The organism is Methylobacillus sp. (assembly GCF_036844465.1).
Classification (GTDB): domain Bacteria; phylum Pseudomonadota; class Gammaproteobacteria; order Burkholderiales; family Methylophilaceae; genus Methylobacillus.
Genome location: NZ_DAIUFW010000007.1, coordinates 52,995 through 71,095, shown reverse-complemented (window position 1 = coordinate 71,095; position 18,101 = coordinate 52,995). Strand labels below are relative to the sequence as shown.

General features: G+C 57.3%; 19 protein-coding genes and 1 tRNA gene. 13 read left to right on the top strand and 7 right to left on the bottom strand.

Going from position 1 to position 18,101, the window contains the following annotated elements; all coding sequences use genetic code 11:
- Positions 1-60: 60 nt before the first annotated feature.
- The 4 genes from V7Z75_RS10365 to V7Z75_RS10350 all read right to left on the bottom strand — a co-directional run bounded on the left by V7Z75_RS10365 (position 61) and on the right by V7Z75_RS10350 (position 3,317).
- Entirely contained in the window at positions 61-363 is a 303-nt protein-coding gene (locus tag V7Z75_RS10365) for a DUF1971 domain-containing protein (RefSeq protein WP_334108551.1), read from the bottom strand.
- A complete protein-coding gene (locus tag V7Z75_RS10360; protein WP_334108550.1) occupies positions 360-1,355 on the bottom strand; it encodes a 2-hydroxyacid dehydrogenase in 996 nt (331 codons plus the stop codon). Before V7Z75_RS10360 ends, V7Z75_RS10365 begins: the two co-directional genes overlap by 4 nt.
- Positions 1,356-1,514: 159 nt before the next feature.
- Positions 1,515-2,555 carry an aldo/keto reductase gene (locus V7Z75_RS10355; protein ID WP_334108549.1) on the bottom strand — a complete coding sequence of 347 codons (1,041 nt, stop codon included), beginning with the start codon at positions 2,553-2,555 and terminating at the stop codon, positions 1,515-1,517.
- Positions 2,556-2,648: 93 nt separating this feature from the next.
- Positions 2,649-3,317, bottom strand: coding sequence for a 2'-5' RNA ligase family protein (locus V7Z75_RS10350; RefSeq protein ID WP_334108548.1), 669 nt, complete (start codon positions 3,315-3,317; stop codon positions 2,649-2,651).
- A gap of 124 nt (positions 3,318-3,441) precedes the next feature.
- Here V7Z75_RS10350 and V7Z75_RS10345 point away from each other — a divergent pair, with 124 nt between their 5' ends.
- The 7 genes from V7Z75_RS10345 to V7Z75_RS10315 are packed head-to-tail and all read left to right on the top strand — an operon-like array spanning position 3,442 to position 9,582.
- Positions 3,442-5,382 (top strand): ATP-dependent DNA helicase, encoded by a 1,941-nt coding sequence (locus V7Z75_RS10345; protein ID WP_334108547.1) that lies wholly within the window; start codon positions 3,442-3,444, stop codon positions 5,380-5,382.
- Positions 5,383-5,392: 10 nt separating this feature from the next.
- A complete protein-coding gene (gene tsaB / locus V7Z75_RS10340) occupies positions 5,393-6,091 on the top strand; it encodes a tRNA (adenosine(37)-N6)-threonylcarbamoyltransferase complex dimerization subunit type 1 TsaB (protein ID WP_334108546.1) in 699 nt (232 codons plus the stop codon).
- Complete coding sequence (gene rimI, locus V7Z75_RS10335; RefSeq protein WP_334108545.1) at positions 6,088-6,549, top strand: ribosomal protein S18-alanine N-acetyltransferase; 462 nt, start codon at positions 6,088-6,090, stop codon at positions 6,547-6,549. Before tsaB ends, rimI begins: the two co-directional genes overlap by 4 nt.
- Positions 6,550-6,559: 10 nt before the next feature.
- A complete protein-coding gene (locus V7Z75_RS10330; RefSeq protein WP_334108544.1) occupies positions 6,560-7,525 on the top strand; it encodes a uracil-DNA glycosylase in 966 nt (321 codons plus the stop codon).
- 56 nt (positions 7,526-7,581) lie between these two features.
- Complete coding sequence (locus V7Z75_RS10325; RefSeq protein WP_334108543.1) at positions 7,582-8,175, top strand: LemA family protein; 594 nt, start codon at positions 7,582-7,584, stop codon at positions 8,173-8,175.
- 12 nt (positions 8,176-8,187) lie between these two features.
- Positions 8,188-9,069, top strand: coding sequence for a TPM domain-containing protein (locus tag V7Z75_RS10320; RefSeq protein WP_334108542.1), 882 nt, complete (start codon positions 8,188-8,190; stop codon positions 9,067-9,069).
- 3 nt (positions 9,070-9,072) lie between these two features.
- Positions 9,073-9,582 (top strand): TPM domain-containing protein, encoded by a 510-nt coding sequence (locus tag V7Z75_RS10315; RefSeq protein ID WP_334108541.1) that lies wholly within the window; start codon positions 9,073-9,075, stop codon positions 9,580-9,582.
- Positions 9,583-9,608: 26 nt separating this feature from the next.
- Here the strand turns inward: V7Z75_RS10315 and V7Z75_RS10310 are convergent, their stop codons facing one another.
- Positions 9,609-10,139: a hypothetical protein gene (locus V7Z75_RS10310; protein ID WP_334108540.1), complete on the bottom strand. Its 531-nt coding sequence runs from the start codon at positions 10,137-10,139 to the stop codon at positions 9,609-9,611.
- Positions 10,140-10,407: 268 nt separating this feature from the next.
- Between V7Z75_RS10310 and V7Z75_RS10305 the strand changes: the two genes are divergently transcribed.
- From V7Z75_RS10305 to V7Z75_RS10290, 4 genes are all read left to right on the top strand, one after another.
- A complete protein-coding gene (locus V7Z75_RS10305; protein WP_334108539.1) occupies positions 10,408-10,803 on the top strand; it encodes a hypothetical protein in 396 nt (131 codons plus the stop codon).
- Positions 10,804-10,869: 66 nt separating this feature from the next.
- A complete protein-coding gene (locus V7Z75_RS10300; RefSeq protein WP_334108538.1) occupies positions 10,870-12,591 on the top strand; it encodes a proline--tRNA ligase in 1,722 nt (573 codons plus the stop codon).
- Positions 12,591-13,217 carry a lytic transglycosylase domain-containing protein gene (locus V7Z75_RS10295; RefSeq protein ID WP_334108537.1) on the top strand — a complete coding sequence of 209 codons (627 nt, stop codon included), beginning with the start codon at positions 12,591-12,593 and terminating at the stop codon, positions 13,215-13,217. The genes V7Z75_RS10300 and V7Z75_RS10295 overlap by 1 nt, the downstream gene beginning before the upstream one ends.
- Before the next feature lie 9 nt (positions 13,218-13,226).
- Positions 13,227-14,348: a hypothetical protein gene (locus V7Z75_RS10290; RefSeq protein WP_334108536.1), complete on the top strand. Its 1,122-nt coding sequence runs from the start codon at positions 13,227-13,229 to the stop codon at positions 14,346-14,348.
- Positions 14,349-14,352: 4 nt separating this feature from the next.
- Here the strand turns inward: V7Z75_RS10290 and V7Z75_RS10285 are convergent, their stop codons facing one another.
- Together V7Z75_RS10285 and queA are read right to left on the bottom strand one after the other, a co-directional pair.
- Positions 14,353-15,963, bottom strand: a complete 1,611-nt coding sequence (locus tag V7Z75_RS10285; RefSeq protein WP_334108738.1) for an inorganic phosphate transporter — start codon at positions 15,961-15,963, stop codon at positions 14,353-14,355.
- Between the two features lie 99 nt (positions 15,964-16,062).
- On the bottom strand, positions 16,063-17,091 hold the full coding sequence (queA, locus tag V7Z75_RS10280) for a tRNA preQ1(34) S-adenosylmethionine ribosyltransferase-isomerase QueA (protein ID WP_334108737.1): 1,029 nt from the start codon (positions 17,089-17,091) through the stop codon (positions 16,063-16,065).
- A gap of 33 nt (positions 17,092-17,124) precedes the next feature.
- Between queA and V7Z75_RS10275 the strand changes: the two genes are divergently transcribed.
- Positions 17,125-17,209 (top strand) — tRNA-Leu (locus V7Z75_RS10275).
- Positions 17,210-17,471: 262 nt separating this feature from the next.
- A complete protein-coding gene (locus V7Z75_RS10270; protein WP_334108535.1) occupies positions 17,472-18,095 on the top strand; it encodes a PepSY-associated TM helix domain-containing protein in 624 nt (207 codons plus the stop codon).
- The last annotated feature ends 6 nt before the right edge of the window (positions 18,096-18,101 follow it).

The following is an 18,101-nucleotide window of genomic DNA, read 5'->3' as shown; positions in this document are numbered from 1 at the left end:
CAGTCGCAGTTTCGGTAGAGCGCGGAGCCGTGACCGAGCCGCCGCGAAGCGTGAAAGCTGCTACTCAATTGCCGCTGCGCGGTAAAACTCCACATAGAACCTGCCGGGGATGCCGAATTCCACCCAATGAACGATCTCCGGCAATATGACGATGGTTTCCCCCGCATTGGCAATCGCTGATGCTTCATTCGGCGGCGCCAGGCGGTAGACGACTTGGCCTTCCAACACATGCAGCAGGCCCCAGACGCCGGCCTTGGTGGAATGCTGCGATTGCAGGGCGGCCGGCAGGTTGTCCGGCGTGAAGTCCGGGGTACGCTTGTAGGCTTCCAGCCCGTCGGGAAGCTGGCTGGGAATCAGGCTCATGTTTCCAGCCTGACCAGGTTTTGCGGCTTACCTTCCGCCCAGGCGCTGATATTGGCAAGCGTGGTGCCGGCAATGGCGTCCAATGCTTCACGCGTCAGGAAGGCCTGGTGCGCTGTGATGATGACATTGGGGAAAGTCAGCAACCGCGCCAGTATGTCGTCCTGCAACGGGAAGTCGGATAAATCCTCGAAGAACAAATCCGCCTCTTCTTCATAGACATCGAGGCCAAGGTAGCCGAGATGCCCGCTCTTCAAGGCGTTGATGACGGCAGGCGTATCCACCAATGCGCCGCGGCTGGTGTTGATAAGCATGCTGCCGCGCTGCATGCGTTGCAGTGATTCGACATTGATGAGGTGCTGGGTATCCGGCGTCAGCGGGCAATGCAGGCTCACGATCTGCGATTGCGCCAGTACGTCGTCCAGCGCGAGGTATTGCGCTCCCAGCGCCTCCACTTCCGGGTTGGGGTAAGGGTCGTAGGCCAACACCCGGCAGCCGAACCCGGCCATGATGCGGGCGAAGGCCGCGCCGATCTGCCCAGTGCCGATCACACCGACGGTCTTGTTCACCAGGTCAAAGCCCGTCAGCCCGCGCAGGCTGAAATCGCCCTCGCGCGTGCGATTGTAGGCGCGGGTGAGATGGCGGTTGAGTGCGAGGATCAGCGCCACAGTATGCTCGGCAATCGCATGGGGCGAATAGGCAGGAACGCGCACCACGGCCAGCCCCAGCCGCGCCGCGGCGGCAAGATCGATATGGTTGTAGCCTGCGGAGCGCAAGGCAATGAGCCGGGTGCCGTTGGCGGAGAGCTTCTCCAGCACGGGCGCGGAGAGATCGTCATTGATGAAGGCGCAGACCACCTCCGACTTGGCCGCCAACACGGCGGTATCCAGCGTCAGCTTGGGCTGCTGGAAAACAAACTCCATCTCGGGCGGGTGCGGCAAAGCGAGAAAGCTCTCGCGGTCATAAGACTGGGTGCTGAAAAAGGTAATACGCATGAGGTTCCATCTAAGTTAAAGGCGGTTGGCCGAAGAATGGTCGGGATGAAGAGGATTAAAACATGGGAGGCGGGGAATACCAAATACGAGCGTAGTCGAGCAATATCCTGCAAATTTCAGGAATGCCGGAAGGGCGTGATCCCGCCGTTCCTTGTTCGACTACGGCGCCGGATTCATGTACCGCAGGTGAATCGACTCGATTTCCCGCAGAATGTCTTCCGATAGCGGCTTTTGCCATGCGCCGATGTTTTCTTCGAGCTGCGCCATGCTGGTCGCGCCGATGATGGTGCTGGTGACGAACCAGCGGTGGTAGACGAAGGAGAGCGCCAGTTCTGCCGGGCTCATGCCGTGCTTGCGCGCGAGGCCGGCATAGGCAGCGCTGGCTGGGGTGACGTTGGGCTTGGTGTAGCGCTGGGCATAGCCAGGGAACAAATTGACGCGGCCTTGGGCTTGCGGGTCGTCGATGTATTTGCCGCTGAGGTGGCCAAAGGCCAGCGGTGAATAAGGCAGCAGGCTGACTTGTTCGCGGTAGACGATTTCGGTCATGCCGAACTCGAAGCCGCGATTGAGCAGGCTGTAGCTGTTTTGTATGGAGGCGATGCGCGGCAGGCCGTATTGCGCGGAGATGCGCAGGAACTCCATCACGCCCCAGGGCTGTTCGTTGGAAACGCCGATGTAGCGTACCTTGCCTTCCTGCACCAGTTCGGCCAGGGCTTCGAGCTGCTGCTGGATGGATACCCAGGCTTTGGTTTCCTTGGCCGGGTCGAATTGGTATTGCCCGAAGATCGGCACGTTGCGTTCCGGCCAGTGGATCTGGTAGAGGTCGAGGTAGTCGGTTTGCAGGCGCTTGAGCGAACCTTCGATGGCGGTGCGCACGTTGGCGCGGTCCACGGCTTCCGGGCCGCCGCGTATCCAGTCCAACTTGCGGTTGCCGCCCGCCACCTTGCTGCCGAGGATGATCTTGTCGCGCGGCTGGCGCTTGAGCCAGGGGCCGATGATGCTTTCAGTGCGGGTGCAGGTGTCAGCCTTGGGCGGCACGGGGTACATTTCGGCGGTGTCGATGAAGTTGATGCCTTGCGCGAGGGCGTAATCGAGCTGGGCGTGGGCCTCGGCTTCGGTGTTCTGGTCGCCGAAGGTCATGGTGCCGAGGCAGATGGCGGAAACGTTGAGGTCTGACGTGCCGAGTGTGCGGTATTCCATGGTTGAAGCACCTGTATCTTGAGCAAAAAACTAGTGTACGTCATTTTGTCGCCCTGGGTGTGCGGCGTGAAGGGCAAGATTGGCGGCCAGATACTATCCTGACAGCCAGGGCAGCAGGTTCGGGCGCACGATGTCCAGTTGCCGGGAGTGCAGGTCGAAACGGCAAATGGTTTGCAACTGTCCGGCGGTCTCCGCGCTGGCGTAGGCCGCCAGCTCGATCCGGGAAACCGTGAGCGCGCAAGACTGCATGGAAAAGATCGCCAGGGCATCGTGGATGTCGCGCAGCGGAATCGCCCGGCGATAAAACCCGGCGGTGATATGCGGTATATAGGGATGGCCCGTATGGCGAGGCGACAAGATGCGATGCCAATCGAGCAGGGTTTCCCGTCCTGAAGTCAGGGCCAGGTAAGGCGCGGTCGTGAAGCTATCAGCTCCCTGGCAGGTAAGTGACAAGGCCACGCGGGGTAATTGCTGTAAACGAGCGATATCCTGCTGGAACAGATCGGGCGTGTAACTGTGTGCATCCTGTTGCCGATATTGCGGAAAGCCGCGAATGCCGAGGGTGATATGCGGCTGGCGCCTGTAATCCGGCAACAGCCAATCTCCCAAGGCGTGTCGCAGGTTGTGTGTCATTTCACGGATAGCAGCGGTATCCGCCATGATGAGCCATACCGCATAAAATGGCCGCCCTCGATGCCAGCCCACGAAATTATCATGGCGGCAGGGAATGGTGAAAGTAGCGGTTTCAGGCGGATTGTTCATCAGAACGGGTTGTAAGCGAATTGCGGCGCACTGTATCACAGCTGGTCAGGTGCATCTTGCGCGGCGCGTTTATAATAATGGTTTAGCCCAAATATTCTGCTGACAGAATAACGGAAAGATAGCGTTGAACGACCTGGATCATGTTTTTTCCCCGCAAGGCTCATTGGCAGAGACCATTCCGGGTTATCGCACGCGGGTGCAGCAGCAGGAAATGGCGCAGGCGATTGCCGAGGCCATCAAACATGACCGGCAGTTGGTGGCCGAGGCGGGAACGGGCACTGGCAAGACCTTCGCTTACCTGGTGCCCGCCTTGCTTTCCGGCGGCAAGGTGATTGTCTCCACCGGCACCAAGACCCTGCAGGATCAGCTGTTCAACCGTGACCTGCCCGCCGTGCGCGATGCGCTCAAGGTGCCGGTCACCGTCGCCATGCTCAAGGGGCGAGCCAATTACGTCTGCCATTTCCATTTACAGCGCGCCATGAGCGAGGGCAAATTTTATTCGCGCGAAGATGCCGCCTATGTGCATAAAATCCAGGCCTTTGCCGAGAACAGTGCTACCGGCGACAAAAGCGAGCTGACCTCGGTGCCGGAAAGTGCCACCATCTGGCCCTCTGTCACGTCCACCCGCGATAATTGCAGCGGACAGGAGTGTGCATTTTATAAAGAATGTTTTGTCATGGAAGCCAGAAAGCGTGCCATGGCAGCCGATGTGGTGGTAGTGAACCATCACTTGTTTTTTGCCGACGTGATGCTGCGCGATGAGGGCGTGGCGGAGTTGCTGCCTTCGGCCAATACCGTAATCTTTGACGAAGCCCACCAATTGCCTGAAGTGGCGGGCATGTTCTTCGGCGAGGGTTATTCCACCAGCCAACTCATGGAACTGGCGCGGGATGCGCATAACGAATACCTGACGACGATCAAGGATTGCACGGCGCTGCCGGATGCCACGGCAGCGCTGGAAAAGGCCGTGCGCGACTTCAGGCTGATTTTCGCTTACGAGGGCGCAAGGCTGCCAGTGCAGAAAGTGTTGGCGCTGCGCAATTTCGATGCTGCCTATGCAGTCATGCAGGAAAAGCTAATCGAGCTTGCTGGTGTGCTGGAGTCTCAGGCAGCGCGCGACCCGGCAGTGGAAAACTGCTGGCAGCGGGCGTTGGCTCTGCAAGTGTTGCTGCAACGCTGGATTGCGGCGACGGATAGCAACCTCGTGCGCTGGGTGGAGGTGTTCAGCCAGTCGGTGCAATTGCATGCAACGCCGCTTTCTGTCGCTGAAAGTTTCAGCAAGCAGCTCAACGCGCAGCCGCGTTCATGGATATTCACTTCGGCCACGCTGGCGGTGAAGAGCGATTTCAGCCATTACTTGGCGCAGATGGGCTTGCAGGAGGCAACGACCGGACGCTGGGACAGCCCGTTCGATTATGGTCAGCAGGCATTGTTCTATGTGCCGCAAGGCATGCCCGAGCCGAACAGCGCCGCCTACAATGCCGCGGTAGCCGCGGTGGCGTTGCCGGTGATCAAGGCCAGCCGTGGCCGGGCATTTGTGCTTTGCACCAGCCTGCGCGCCATGCGCGAACTGCATGCCTTGCTCAAGGATGCGTTCGCGGAGGAAGGGTTGGAGTATCCGCTGCTGATGCAGGGCGATACCTCGCGCAGCGAGTTGCTGGAGCGTTTCCGTAAGCTGGGCAATGCCGTGCTGGTGGGTTCGCAAAGTTTCTGGGAAGGCGTGGACGTGCGCGGCGAAGCACTGTCTGCCGTGATTATCGATAAGCTGCCGTTCGCGCCGCCGGATGACCCGGTACTGGCGGCGCGCATCGACAAGATGAATGCCGAAGGCAAAAACGCCTTTATGGAATACCAGCTGCCTTATGCTGTGATCACCCTCAAGCAAGGCGCGGGTCGCCTGATCCGCGACGAAAGTGACCGCGGCGTGCTGATGATCTGCGACCCGCGATTGATCAGCAAGCCCTATGGCCGCCGTATCTGGCAGAGCATGCCGCCCATGCGCCGGACGCGTGATGTGGAAGATGTAGTAAAATTCTTCGCTTCTTCCTCTGATGGTCCAGCGTGATATATCCGGCATGAAACTCCTCGCCCTCGATACCTCTACCGAATACCTTTCGCTTGCCTTGTTGCTGGACGGCAAGGTAATTTCACGCGGGCTGCTGGCAGGCCAGACGCACTCGCAGCGCATCCTGCCCTTACTGCGCGAGCTGCTGGATGAGGCAGGCGTGGAACTGAACGATCTCGACGGAATTGCCTTCGGTGCCGGGCCGGGCTCCTTCACCGGCTTGCGCATCGGTTGCGGCGTGGCGCAGGGGCTGGCTTTCGGCGCAGATCTTCCGGTGCTTGGCGTCAGCACCTTGCTGGCATTGGCAGAGGATGTGCCCGGTGCAGATAAAGTGGTGGCCTGTTTGGATGCGCGCATGAGCGAGGTTTATCACGCTGCTTACGAGAAAACCGCAACAGGCTGCTGGGAGGAAGTGGTAGCGCCTGGCCTCTATGCGCCGACGGATGTGCCTATGATTCCCGGTACAGGCTGGACAGCGGCTGGCAGCGGCTGGCGGGCATATGGCGCAGCGCTGGATCAAATCTATGCGGAACAAGTAAACAATCGGTTGCCGGACGTATTTCCACAGGCTGCCGCTATCGCGCGACTGGCGCTGCCGAGCTTTATGGTAGGGCGGGGGCGACCGGCCAGCGAGGCCGCACCTATCTATATCCGCAACAAGGTTGCCATGACCATACGCGAACGCGAAGCCAGGACAGCCAGCCAATGAATGCGGTATTGCAGGCACAGGCCAGTTTCAGGCCTATGCAGGAGAGCGACCTGGATGAAGTGGCGCGTATCGAGCCGACTATTTTTCCTTACCCCTGGAGCCGGGGTAATTTCAATGATTCCCTGAAATCTGGCTACGAATGCTGGGTCTACGAACAACAGGCGCAGATACTAGGCTATGCCGTGCTCATGCTGGTGCTGGATGAGGCGCACCTGCTCAATATCAGCATTGCCGCACCCTGGCAAGGCAAGGGGCATGGCCGCCAGTTATTGGCGCACATGATGGATATCGCGCGCGAACGCGGAGCGCTGAATATGTTTTTGGAGGTGCGACCTTCCAACCAGTCTGCGCTCGGGCTGTATGAAAGCATGGGATTCAATGAAATGGCGGTCCGGCGCGGCTATTACCCTGCGCTCAATGGCCGTGAGGATGCCGTACTGATGGGAGCTTCGCTGTGATGGAGTGGAAATGAGCCTGACCCGTGAGGATATGCTGCGGGAACTGGAGCTGCTGCCGATCTGGAAGCTGCGTGTGCCGCCAGTGCCTGCCAAGACAGAAGTGGAAATCAAGCCAGTATTGGCTGAACCTGCAATCGGGCTGATTGAACCTGAGGCTGCGCAACCAATTGAGTTAGTCCCTGTAGTTGCGGTTGAAGAAGCTACTGTCACTGCACCTGCAAGCCAGGAAACGGATGATGCGCCAGCGGAGGCCGCCAGCATGGATGAGCCGCCGATATATGACACTGAAAATATGCCTGTATGGGAGGAGTACGCCGCCAGCGTCGGGCCTGATTGGGCGAATGCGGAGCAAGTGGACACGCCAGTCAAGGACAGGCGCACGGAAATTATGGCGTTGGACTGGCAGGCGTTGCAAGCCACCGTGCAAGAATGTAACGCATGCAGCTTGCATGCCACGCGTACCCAGGCGGTGTTCGGCGTGGGCGATCCGCAGGCGGAATGGCTGTTTATCGGCGAAGCGCCAGGAGTGGAGGAGGACAGGCGTGGAGAACCGTTCGTCGGGCCAGCCGGAAAACTGCTCGATAATATGCTGGCCGCGATCAAACTCAAACGTGGCGAGAATGTCTATATAGCCAATGTGCTGAAATGCCGCCCGCCTGCGAACCGCGACCCGCACGGTGAAGAAGTGGTGAAATGCGATCTTTACCTCAAGCGGCAGGTGGAGCTGATCCAGCCTAAACTGATTGTGGCGTTGGGCAAGTTTGCGGCGCAGTCATTGCTTTCCAGTGATAAAAGCATTGCAGGCCTGCGTGGCAAGTTGCATGATTTTCACGGTGTGCCGGTGGTTGTGACCTACCATCCTGCCTACCTGTTGCGCAATATGCCTGACAAGGCCAAGGCTTGGGATGATTTGTGCTTTGCGCGGGAAACCATGCAAGGCTTGCAGTCAGCGGTTGCGGCCCCATCTGGGCAGTAGCTGCTGCTACAGAATTTGAATGAAGTGGATACATACTTGAAATGGAGAAATTGAACATGCAGAAAATCTGGCTGAAGCTGGTTGCCGTGCTGATGGTGCTGACCTTGAGCGGTTGTGGATATAACACGTTCCAGAGCCTGGATGAGCAGGTCAAGGCAGACTGGTCCGAGGTGTTGAACCAGTACCAGCGCCGTGCTGATCTAGTGCCCAACTTGGTGAATACCGTGAAGGGTTATGCATCTCACGAGAAGGAAGTACTTACTGAAGTGGCAGATGCACGTTCCCGTGTAGGCAGCATCCAGGCTACACCTGAACTATTGAATGACGAACAGGCATTTGCCCGCTTCCAGGCCGCGCAGGGACAGATGACCTCTGCCTTGTCACGTTTGATGGCGGTGGCGGAAAACTATCCCCAGCTCAAGGCTGACGCTAATTTCCGCGATTTGCAGGCGCAACTGGAAGGCACGGAAAACCGTGTCACCGTGGCGCGCAACCGCTACATTAAATCCGTGCAGGCTTATAACACTGCCGTTCGTCAATTCCCTAACAATATGACGGCCAAGATGTTTGGCTACAATCCAAAACCAAACTTCTCGGTAGAAAACGAGAGCGAGATTTCCAAAGCGCCTACCGTCAGTTTTGATAAGTAATTGGACAACGGTTTGAATCTTCTCAACAAGCCATCATATGCTGCTCTGTTGACGCCCCTGCTCTGGCTATGGCTGGCAATCGCCAGCCTGGCGCAGGCGGATGAAGTAGCCGTGCCGCAACTCACTGCCAGAGTGACGGATCTGACCGGTACGCTGAGCCAGCAGGAGCAGGCTGCGCTTGAGCAAAAACTCATGCAGTTCGAGCAAGCAAAAGGCAGCCAGATTGCCGTGCTGCTCGTGCCTACTACGGCGCCCGAGACGATAGAACAATATTCCCTGCGCGTGGTGGAAGCATGGAAGCTCGGACGCGGCAAGGTGGACGACGGCGTGCTGGTGTTGGTGGCGAAAGATGATCGCAAAATGCGCATCGAGGTAGGCTATGGCCTCGAAGGGGCGATTCCTGACGTGATTGCCAAACGTATTGTGTCTGATGTGATGGCACCTGCGTTCAAGCAAGGGGATTTCTATGGCGGCATTGATGCGGCGATTGGCTACCTTACTCGCTTGATTTCCGGTGAGGGCTTGCCAGCGCCGCCGCAGCGCCAGGGAGGTTCGCAAGAGGCCGGATTTAGCGAAATGCTGCCATTGTTGCTGTTTGGCGGCCTGATCCTGGGCGGCATCCTGCGTTCCATATTCGGTAATTTTCTTGGTAGTACCCTCAATGGCGGTCTGGTCGGTGGCGCGGTCATGCTGTTTGGCGGCGGTTTGCTGTTTGCTGCCGCACTGGGTTTTGTCGCTTTCTTCATTACCATGGTGGGGTCAGCCATGGGTGCTGTCCCGATGGGCGGTTATGGTGGTGGAGGTTTTGGTGGCGGCCGTGGTGGCTGGGGAGGCGGTGGATTCTCCGGCGGCGGTGGCAGTTTTGGTGGAGGAGGCGCCTCAGGCGATTGGTAAGCGATGAAAAAACGGAATACCTTGATGCGCTTGCTGGCTCACGTGTTCAATACACCATGGCATGTACGGCGGCATTTTCCCAAGGCGGCATTGCACCGCATCGAGCAGGCGATTGCCGCCAGCGAGAAAACCCATGATGGAGAAATCCGTTTCGTGGTGGAGGGTGATCTGCATCCACTGGCTATCCTGCAAGGTATATCGCCGCGAGACAGGGCGATTGCCCTGTTTTCGCAATTGGGTATCTGGGATACAGAACAGAATAACGGCGTACTGATCTACTTGTTGATGGCGGATCATGATGTTGAAATTCTTGCCGATCGTGGCATCAACCATCATCTGGGACAGCATGGTTGGGAACATATCTGCCGTACCATGCAGTCTAGGTTCCGCCAGGGGCAGTTCGAAGAAGGCGTGATTGATGCGATCAGCGAAATCGGCAAGTCCTTGCAGCAATATTATCCGGCTACGCCGGAGGACAAGAACGAATTACCCAACAAGCCTATCGTGCTTTGACCTGCATTGGCTTGGGACGCGAATCCTCAGGTATAGTTGAGCACTTCGCCGCGCAGGGTGTAGCTGGCCACGCGGCAGGCTTCCACGATGGGCCGCCAGGCGCGGCCATAGATCTCACTGCATGGCACATGGTCGATATGGTGCTTCATATCGGCAGGTTCCGGGGCCAGCAGGGTGTTGGCTGCTTCAATTTGCGAAAAGATGAGCATGACCTGCTCCACGGCGGTGATGGTGCCGAGGTTATGCAGCGGGATGGCATGCAGTGCCTGTTCCAAGCGGCCCAGTTTGCTGCGGTTGAAGTCGCGCATCTGGCGCGTTTCGTTTTTTAATGGATTGCTACGCAATTGCTCAATGTTGTGCAGTGTCAGGTAAATATCGTAAGCCAGCTTATGGGTGACTGACATCAGCCGCTTGGAATATCCACGTTGCTCCATGCTGCGGCGGCGCGTATCCACGTAATTCTGCCAGGCAGAAATACCAATGGCGGCAAAGATGGCAATAATCGAGCCGATGGCCTGTACCCAGGCTGCCCATTCTGTGGAGGTCAGTGTTGTCATGGTGAAACGGCAATCTATAACGATGTTGAACAAATGGACAGATACGGTTTGCTATCTGCCTGAACAGCAATTGAGCCAGTTAGTCACAAGGGTATAACAGTTTGCTGTAATTGTGCGCAAGGCTCTGCAAAACAACTGGAACATTTTTTGCTCGCATTCATCTTGAGTGACAGGGTGTCACTGGCACTCAAGACAGGATTCATATTTTCAGTTTTATTAGCGGCATGCCGTTATATCAATAGATACCATATCGGGGAAAGGTAATGAAATGAAAGCCTTATTTAGAGGAAACGTCATTCAGGGAATGCGGCTGGTGGGTGTTTTTGATGATGAAGACCAGGCTGCCATCGAGGAATATATGGAGAATCTGGACAGTCTGGAGACAGATAACGTAAAAAAGCTGTTCTATCAGTTCGTGGACCTCACGCCTTCCTCCAATGCCTCCCAATATGGCGATATTCCCCCGTTGTCACGCGTGATATTGGTGTCAGGCAGCCTGACGCGGGGTATCGTGGCACGCGGACCTTTCCCTACGCGCCCCATTGCCCTCGGCTATGCGGTCAACTTGAGCTTCGGCCACTCCGCAAATTATTACGTCATTGATCTGGAGCCTGAGTTTGCGGCTTTACGCGACAAGCTATATCAGCTGGTCGGCAAGGTGTGACGGCTGACGCAGGGCGCGTTTCCCGATAAAATCCGCTGCATTCGTCATTCTTAAAGAAGCTACTACATGCGCGCGTCACAATTTTTCATAGCAACACAAAAAGAAGCCCCGCAGGAAGCCGAACTACCGAGCCACAAGCTCATGCTGCGCGCCGGCATGATCAAACGTCTGGGCGCTGGCCTGTATACCTGGATGCCACTGGGCCTGCGCGTATTGCGCAAGGTGGAAGCCATCGTGCGTGAGGAAATGAACCGTGCTGGTGCGCTGGAACTGCTCATGCCTGCCGTACAGCCCAAGGAGCTATGGGAAGAAACCGGACGTTGGGCGGTGTTCGGCCCGCAGATGCTGAAAATCAAGGATAGGCATGAGCGCGATTTCTGTTTTGGCCCCACGCATGAGGAAGTGATCACTGACATTGCGCGCCGCGAAATTCGCTCCTACAAGCAGTTGCCGCTGAATTTTTACCAGATCCAGACCAAGTTCCGCGACGAAATACGTCCGCGTTTTGGCGTGATGCGCGCGCGTGAATTCATGATGAAGGATGCCTATTCTTTCCATACCAGCCTGGAATCATTGCAGCAGACCTATGACACCATGTACCAGGCCTACAGCAATGTCTTCAATCGCCTGGGCCTGAAATTCCGCGCTGTGCGTGCCGATACCGGCGCGATTGGCGGCGACGGTTCGCATGAGTTCCATGTGCTGGCGGATTCCGGCGAGGATGCACTGGCCTATTGCGAAAACTCAGACTTTGCCGCCAACGTGGAGTTGGCAGAAGCATTGGCGCCTGCCACGCCGAGGGACGCAGCCAGCGAAGCCATGCGCGAGGTGGATACGCCAAAGCAAACCAGTTGCGAGGATGTGGCGGCCTTGCTGGGTATCACCCTGCAACAGACCGTGAAATCCATCGCGGTTATGGCAACGCAGCCAGATGGCAGTACTCAGTTCTACCTGCTGCTGCTGCGCGGCGACCATGCGCTGAATGAGATCAAGGCTGCCAAGGTGGCGGGGCTGGAAAATTTCCGTTTCGCCACCGAGCAGGAAATCCGCGACCATCTCAATTGTCCGCCAGGCTTCATTGGCCCTGTAGGGGTGTCGGACAAGGTCAAGGTGGTGGCCGACCGTAGTGTCGCCGTCATGAGTGATTTCGTTTGCGGCGCGAATAAGCCTAAGTTCCACCTGGCTGGCGTCAACTTTGGCCGCGACCTGCCCGAGCCTGTGGCGGTAGATGATATCCGCAACGTGGTGGAAGGCGACCCCAGCCCGGACGGCAAGGGTGTGATCAGCCTGTGCCGCGGCATCGAGGTCGGGCATATCTTCCAATTACGCACCAAATATGCGCAAGCCATGGATGCGGCCTATCTGGATGAAAACGGCCAGAAACAGGTCATGGAAATGGGCTGTTACGGTATCGGCGTGTCCCGCATCGTCGGCGCGGCGATTGAGCAGGGCAACGACGAACGCGGCATTATTTTTCCGTCCGCCATGGCGCCTTTTGCCGTGGCGATTGCGCCGATTGGCTATGACAAGAGCGAAGCCGTGCAGGCAGCGGCCCATCAGCTATACGCGGAGCTGCAGGCAGCCGGGGTCGATGTACTGCTGGACGACCGCGGCGAACGCCCAGGTGTGATGTTTGCCGACCTGGAACTAATTGGTATTCCGCGCCGTATCGTCATCGGCGACCGCAGCTTGAAGGAAGGTCAGGTCGAATACCAGGCACGTACTGCTGCTAGTGCCGAGACAGTGGCGCTGGCCGACATCGTGCGTGTAATCCGGGAAACGGTGTAATGCGCTGGCTCCCTGTGCTGGCTGCCATGGTACTGCTCTGCGTCAGCGCAGGCAGCATGGCAGGCGGGCAGCGCGAGGAGCCATTGTCCAACAGCGTGCGTGCCTTAATGCAGCGCTCCATCAGCGACAGCGCTGCTCCCCGGCTGGTGTTTGCCAGCGAAGAGGAAGGGCAGGCATGGCTGCAAGCCATGTCCAGGCGATTGCAAAAGCGCATTCCCGACATGCAGATGCGCGAGGATTTTCTGCGTACCGTGCATTACGAGGCCATGCGGGCTGGACTTGACCCTCAACTGGTGCTGGCGCTGATCCATGTGGAAAGCGCGTTCAAGAAATATGCGGTGTCGTCCGTGGGCGCGCGCGGCTACATGCAGGTCATGCCGTTCTGGGTCAAGGCGATCGGCGTGAACGACCATAACCTGTTCCATATGCGTCTTAACCTGCGCTACGGTTGCACCATCCTGCGGCATTATCTAGATATCGAGCAGGGCGACCTGTTCCGCGCCTTGGGTCGCTACAATGGCAGCCTGGGCAAGCCGGAATATCCCAATCTTGTGGTCAATGCCTGGCGCAAATCCTGGACCTATCAGCCAGTCATTGCGCCAGTCACGGCAGCAGCGCTCAATTAGGCGGCAGTTGTGACTGCATCTTCCCGCAGGCAGCGCCTGCTTGTCTATATCTCGGGTCATGGCTACGGACATGTGACGCAGGTGGCGCCTGTGCTCAATCAATTGTTGCAGGATCTACCTGCGCTGGAATTGATCATTGCCAGTGCCGTCAACGAACAGTTTCTGCGTTCCCGTATCGTGGTTCCCTTTATTTATGAATATCGGCGTGCTGATTTCGGCATGTTGATGCAATCGGCGCTGGAAGTGGATGTGGCAGGCAGTGTTGCGGCCTATCTTGATTTCCATGGAAACTGGGAAATGTCGGTGGAGACAGAAGCGGCCTGGATAGATGCGCTACAACCTGACGCGATACTCAGCAATGTCGCCTATTTACCGCTGGCGGCGGCATTTCAACTCAATATTCCTGCCTTGGCGATGTGTTCGCTCAATTGGGCGGATATTCTGCAATATTATGCAAATGAGCCAATGCTGGACAAAGTGCAGCAGCAGGTGCGCAACGCTTATGCCAGCGCGCGCGGTTTTCTGCGTATAGAGCCTTCCATGGCAATGCCATGGCTGCATTGCTATGAGGTTGGGCCGGTAGCGGATATTGTGCAGGAAAACCGCACAGTGATCGATCAAACCCTGGGATTGTCAAAAGGCACAAGGTTGATACTGGTAGGCATGGGTGGGATCAGCACCGAGATCAACCCTGCCGGTTTTCCGGCCTTACCGAATGTGCATTGGCTCTTGCCGCAGGCATGGATACAAGATGGGCAGCGAGCAGATTTTCATGCGCTGGAATCCTTGCCGTTGAATTTCTCTACCTTGCTGGCGAGTAGCGATATAGTGCTGACCAAGCCTGGCTATGGCACGTTTGTCGAGGCGGCTTGTCATGGGGTGCCGGTACTCTATGTGCCGCGTGATGGCTGGCCCGAGCAGGATTGCCTCGTCTCCTGGTTGCGGTTGCATGGACGTTGTGAACAGGTGGATACGGACAAGCTGTTATCCGGTGATTTTGCTGATGCAGTATTAAAGCTGCTGCATGGAACAAGGCTTGTCCCGGTGATTCCAGATGGCAACCAGCAGGCCGCCTTGTGGATTGCCGATCAACTGGGGTTGTCAGCAGAGAGCCAGATAAGATGGTCTTGAAGAGTTAGATGAACTGCGAGAAGAGCCAGTAAAGCGAGCCGGATAGCAGCATAGCCATGGGCAGGGTCAACACCCAGGCCATCAGCAGGTTGCGGATGGTTGCCATTTGCAACCCAGAGCGGTTGGCGGCCATGGTGCCTGCCACCCCGGAGGATAATACCTGGGTGGTTGAGACTGGCAGGCCATACAGATCGGCAGCGCCGATGGTCAGCATGGCTACTGTCTCCGCAGAAGCACCCTGTGCATAAGTGAGGTGGGTCTTGCCGATGCGCTCGCCTACGGTGACCACGATACGCTTCCAGCCCACCATGGTGCCCAGCCCTAGTGCGATTGCAACCGCAATCTTCACCCAGAGTGGGATGAACTTGGTAGCCTTGTCGATTTCCTTCTTGAAGGCCATGAGGTTGGCCTTGGTATCGGCATCCAAATGCACCGCCTCGGGGTTCTTGTCGATCAGGCGGATGGCTTCTGAAGTCAGGTACATGTCGTTACGCACGTTGGCAACCGCGTCTGCAGGTACCTTGGCCAGGCTGCCGTAGCCTTTGACTTGCTCCCCGATGCTACCGGTGACTGCGGCCAGTGCGGGCAGGAGTTCAGGAGTTACTTCCTTGGTGCGGATATAGACGGAAAGGGTTTGCAGCGGCTTGTCCGGCGCAGCCCCGGGAGCGGTATTCTGGAGCGATACCTGGGTGACCTGCGCTACTGCGGCAAACTGGACTGCCTGATCGGCAGGCATGGCACGGTTCAGGGCATACGCCATGGGAACGGTACCCACCAGGATCAGCATGATGAGACCCATGCCCTTCTGCCCGTCATTGGAACCGTGTGCGAACGAAACGCCGGTACAGGTCAGGATGAGGATACCCCTGATCCAGGCTGGCGGCGGCTTGTTGCCTTTGGGTTCACGGAAAAGCTCACGGTTCTTGACGATGGTGCGCAGCGCGAGCAGCACCAGCGCCGCGGCAATGAAGCCGACCAGGGGCGAAAGCAGCAGGGAGTATCCCACCTTGCTGGCCTGTGACCAGTCCACGCCGCTGGTGCCGTCGCGGCCATGCATCAAGGCATTGGCGACGCCGACACCGATGATGGAGCCGATCAGGGTGTGCGATGAGGAGGCCGGTAGGCCCAGGAGCCAGGTGCCCAGGTTCCAGAGGATGGCCGCGATGAGTAAGGAGAACACCATGGCGAAGCCGGCGGCGGAGCCGACTTGCAGGATGAGCTCCACCGGCAGCAGGGAAATGATGCCGAACGCCACGGCGCCGCTGGAAGCCATGACGCCAAGGAAATTGAAAAAGCCGGACCAGACTACCGCTAGATTGGCAGGCAGGGAGTGCGTGTAGATGACGGTGGCGACGGCATTGGCGGTGTCGTGGAAGCCATTGACGAACTCGAACCCCAGCGCAATCAGCAGGGCCACGCCCAGCAGGATGAAGGGTAACCAGGTAGTGGGAGAAGTGTCGGAGTTGCTGACATCATGGTTCAGGCTGGCAACGGTAAATAATAGTCCGGCAAACAGAGTGCCGAAAAACAGGATTTGGGTAATGAGGCTGTGCTTCTTGCTCAGCTCTGGGCGACTACTGACGGAATTGCTTGAGTGTAACGCTTTGGTATTCATCAAGAATATGGTTTTCGCTGGAAGAGCCAGCATTGTGCTGGCGCATTATGACATATTCATGACATGCATGTGTCATGAATATGTGTCTTTCGCGTCTTCCTAGTCTTGCCGCTCAATCAGCATCGCATCCCCATAACTGAAGAAGCGGTAGCGGGCGGCTACGGCATGGGCGTAAGCGGTGCGGATGTGTTCCACGCCCGCAAATGCGGAAACCAGCATCAACAGCGTGCTCTTGGGCAGGTGGAAGTTGGTGAGCAGGCGCTCCACAACCTGGAAGCGGTAACCCGGCGTGATAAAGATATCGGTTTCTCCCTGTCCTGCCTGCAAGGCTCCGGACCGCGCGGCGCTTTCTAGTGCGCGCAATGCCGTCGTGCCCACTGCCGTGATCTTGCCCCCGTTGGCCTGCGTCTGTTGTATCAGGTCCACGGTGCTTTGCGGTACGGAATAGAGCTCGCTATGCATTTTATGCTCGCTGATGTTATCTACGCGTACCGGCTGGAAGGTGCCGGCGCCGACATGCAAGGTGACATAGGCGATATTGATGCCCAGGTTTCTTAGCACGTCCAGCATGGCATTGTCGAAATGCAGGCCGGCCGTGGGAGCGGCTACGGCGCCTGGTTCGCGGGCATACACGGTTTGGTAGCGCTCTTCGTCGGCACTTTCTGCATCATGCGTGATATAAGGCGGCAAGGGCAGGCTGCCATGCTCCTCCAGCAAGTCCAGCAGCGGTATGTTACCCAGGACTCTCAAATGGAACAGATCGTCCTGGCGTCCTACCATCTCGGCCTCGAAAGCATCCGCAATGCGCAAGATATTGCCGGGCTTGGGCGCGCGGGAAGCGCGGACATGGGCTAATGCCTCGAAGGGCCCTGTAACGCGCTCGACGAGAACCTCTACCTTGCCGCCGCTGAGCTTTTCGCCATGCAGCCTGGCCTTGATGACGCGTGTGTCGTTGAAGATGAACAGGTCGCCTGGCTGGACGAGGTCAGGCAAGTCGAGGAACAGCCTGTCATCGAGCTGGCCGTTATTGCCGTTGAGATGTAACAGGCGACTGCCTCTGCGTTCCTTGGCGGGAAATTGGGCGATCAGGTCGTCAGGCAAGAAAAAATCGAAATCAGTAGTGCGCATTGTCATAAGGGTTGCTATAATGCACGCCTTGTTGCCGGGGTGGCGGAATTGGTAGACGCAGCGGACTCAAAATCCGCCGCCGCAAGGTGTGGGGGTTCGAGTCCCCCCCCCGGCACCAAATCAGGCAATATTCTCCAAAAAATTCCTTTTATATTCAATCTGTTGTTTCTTCAATGTCCATCCAGAACGCTGCGTGCGGGACGGAGGCCGGATTATACCGGAGCCATGGGTAACTTGCCTCGTATTCATTACATTTCTTTACATACTCCCACATTATTTTGCGTGCGAGCACGGTAGTTTGGTGCGGTTGCGTTGGTAGATTTTGCTATAATGAGACAAATTCTCATTTATTTTACCTAGTGCCAACTCCATCCGTTGACATGCAAAGCAAGCAACCTTCAAACACACGGTCCTTCTGGCTCAAACACTTATATCGTTGGCACTGGATCAGTTCCGCCGTCTGTCTGATTGGCATGTTACTGTTTGCTGCGACAGGGGTAACGCTCAACAATGCCGGGCAGCTTGAATCCGAGGCGATAGTGATCAAGAAGAATGGTCAGTTGCCCGCACCTTTGCTGCCCAGGTTGCAGCAGGTTCATGCCGATAATACTCCGCTGCCTAAGGTGGTGGCCGACTGGATGGCAGGCGCGCTTGGAATTGAAGCTGGCGACCGTGCTGCTGAATGGTCGGACGATGAAGTTTATGTCTCCCTGCCAAGGCCGGGCGGGGATGCCTGGGTAGTGATCGACCGCGAAAGCGGCAAGCTGAATTACGAGTTAACCGAGCGCGGTTGGGTTTCCTATTTTAATGACCTGCACAAGGGCCGCAATACGGGTCTGGCCTGGAGCTGGTTTCTCGATGTGTTTTCCGTCATGGCCCTGGTGTTCTCGATCACCGGCTTATGCCTGCTGCATATGCACGCAGGCAACCGCCCCTGGACCTGGCCTTTGGTCGGGCTGGGCATGGTGGTGCCATTGACCTTGGCGATCCTGTTCATACATTAAGGAGAG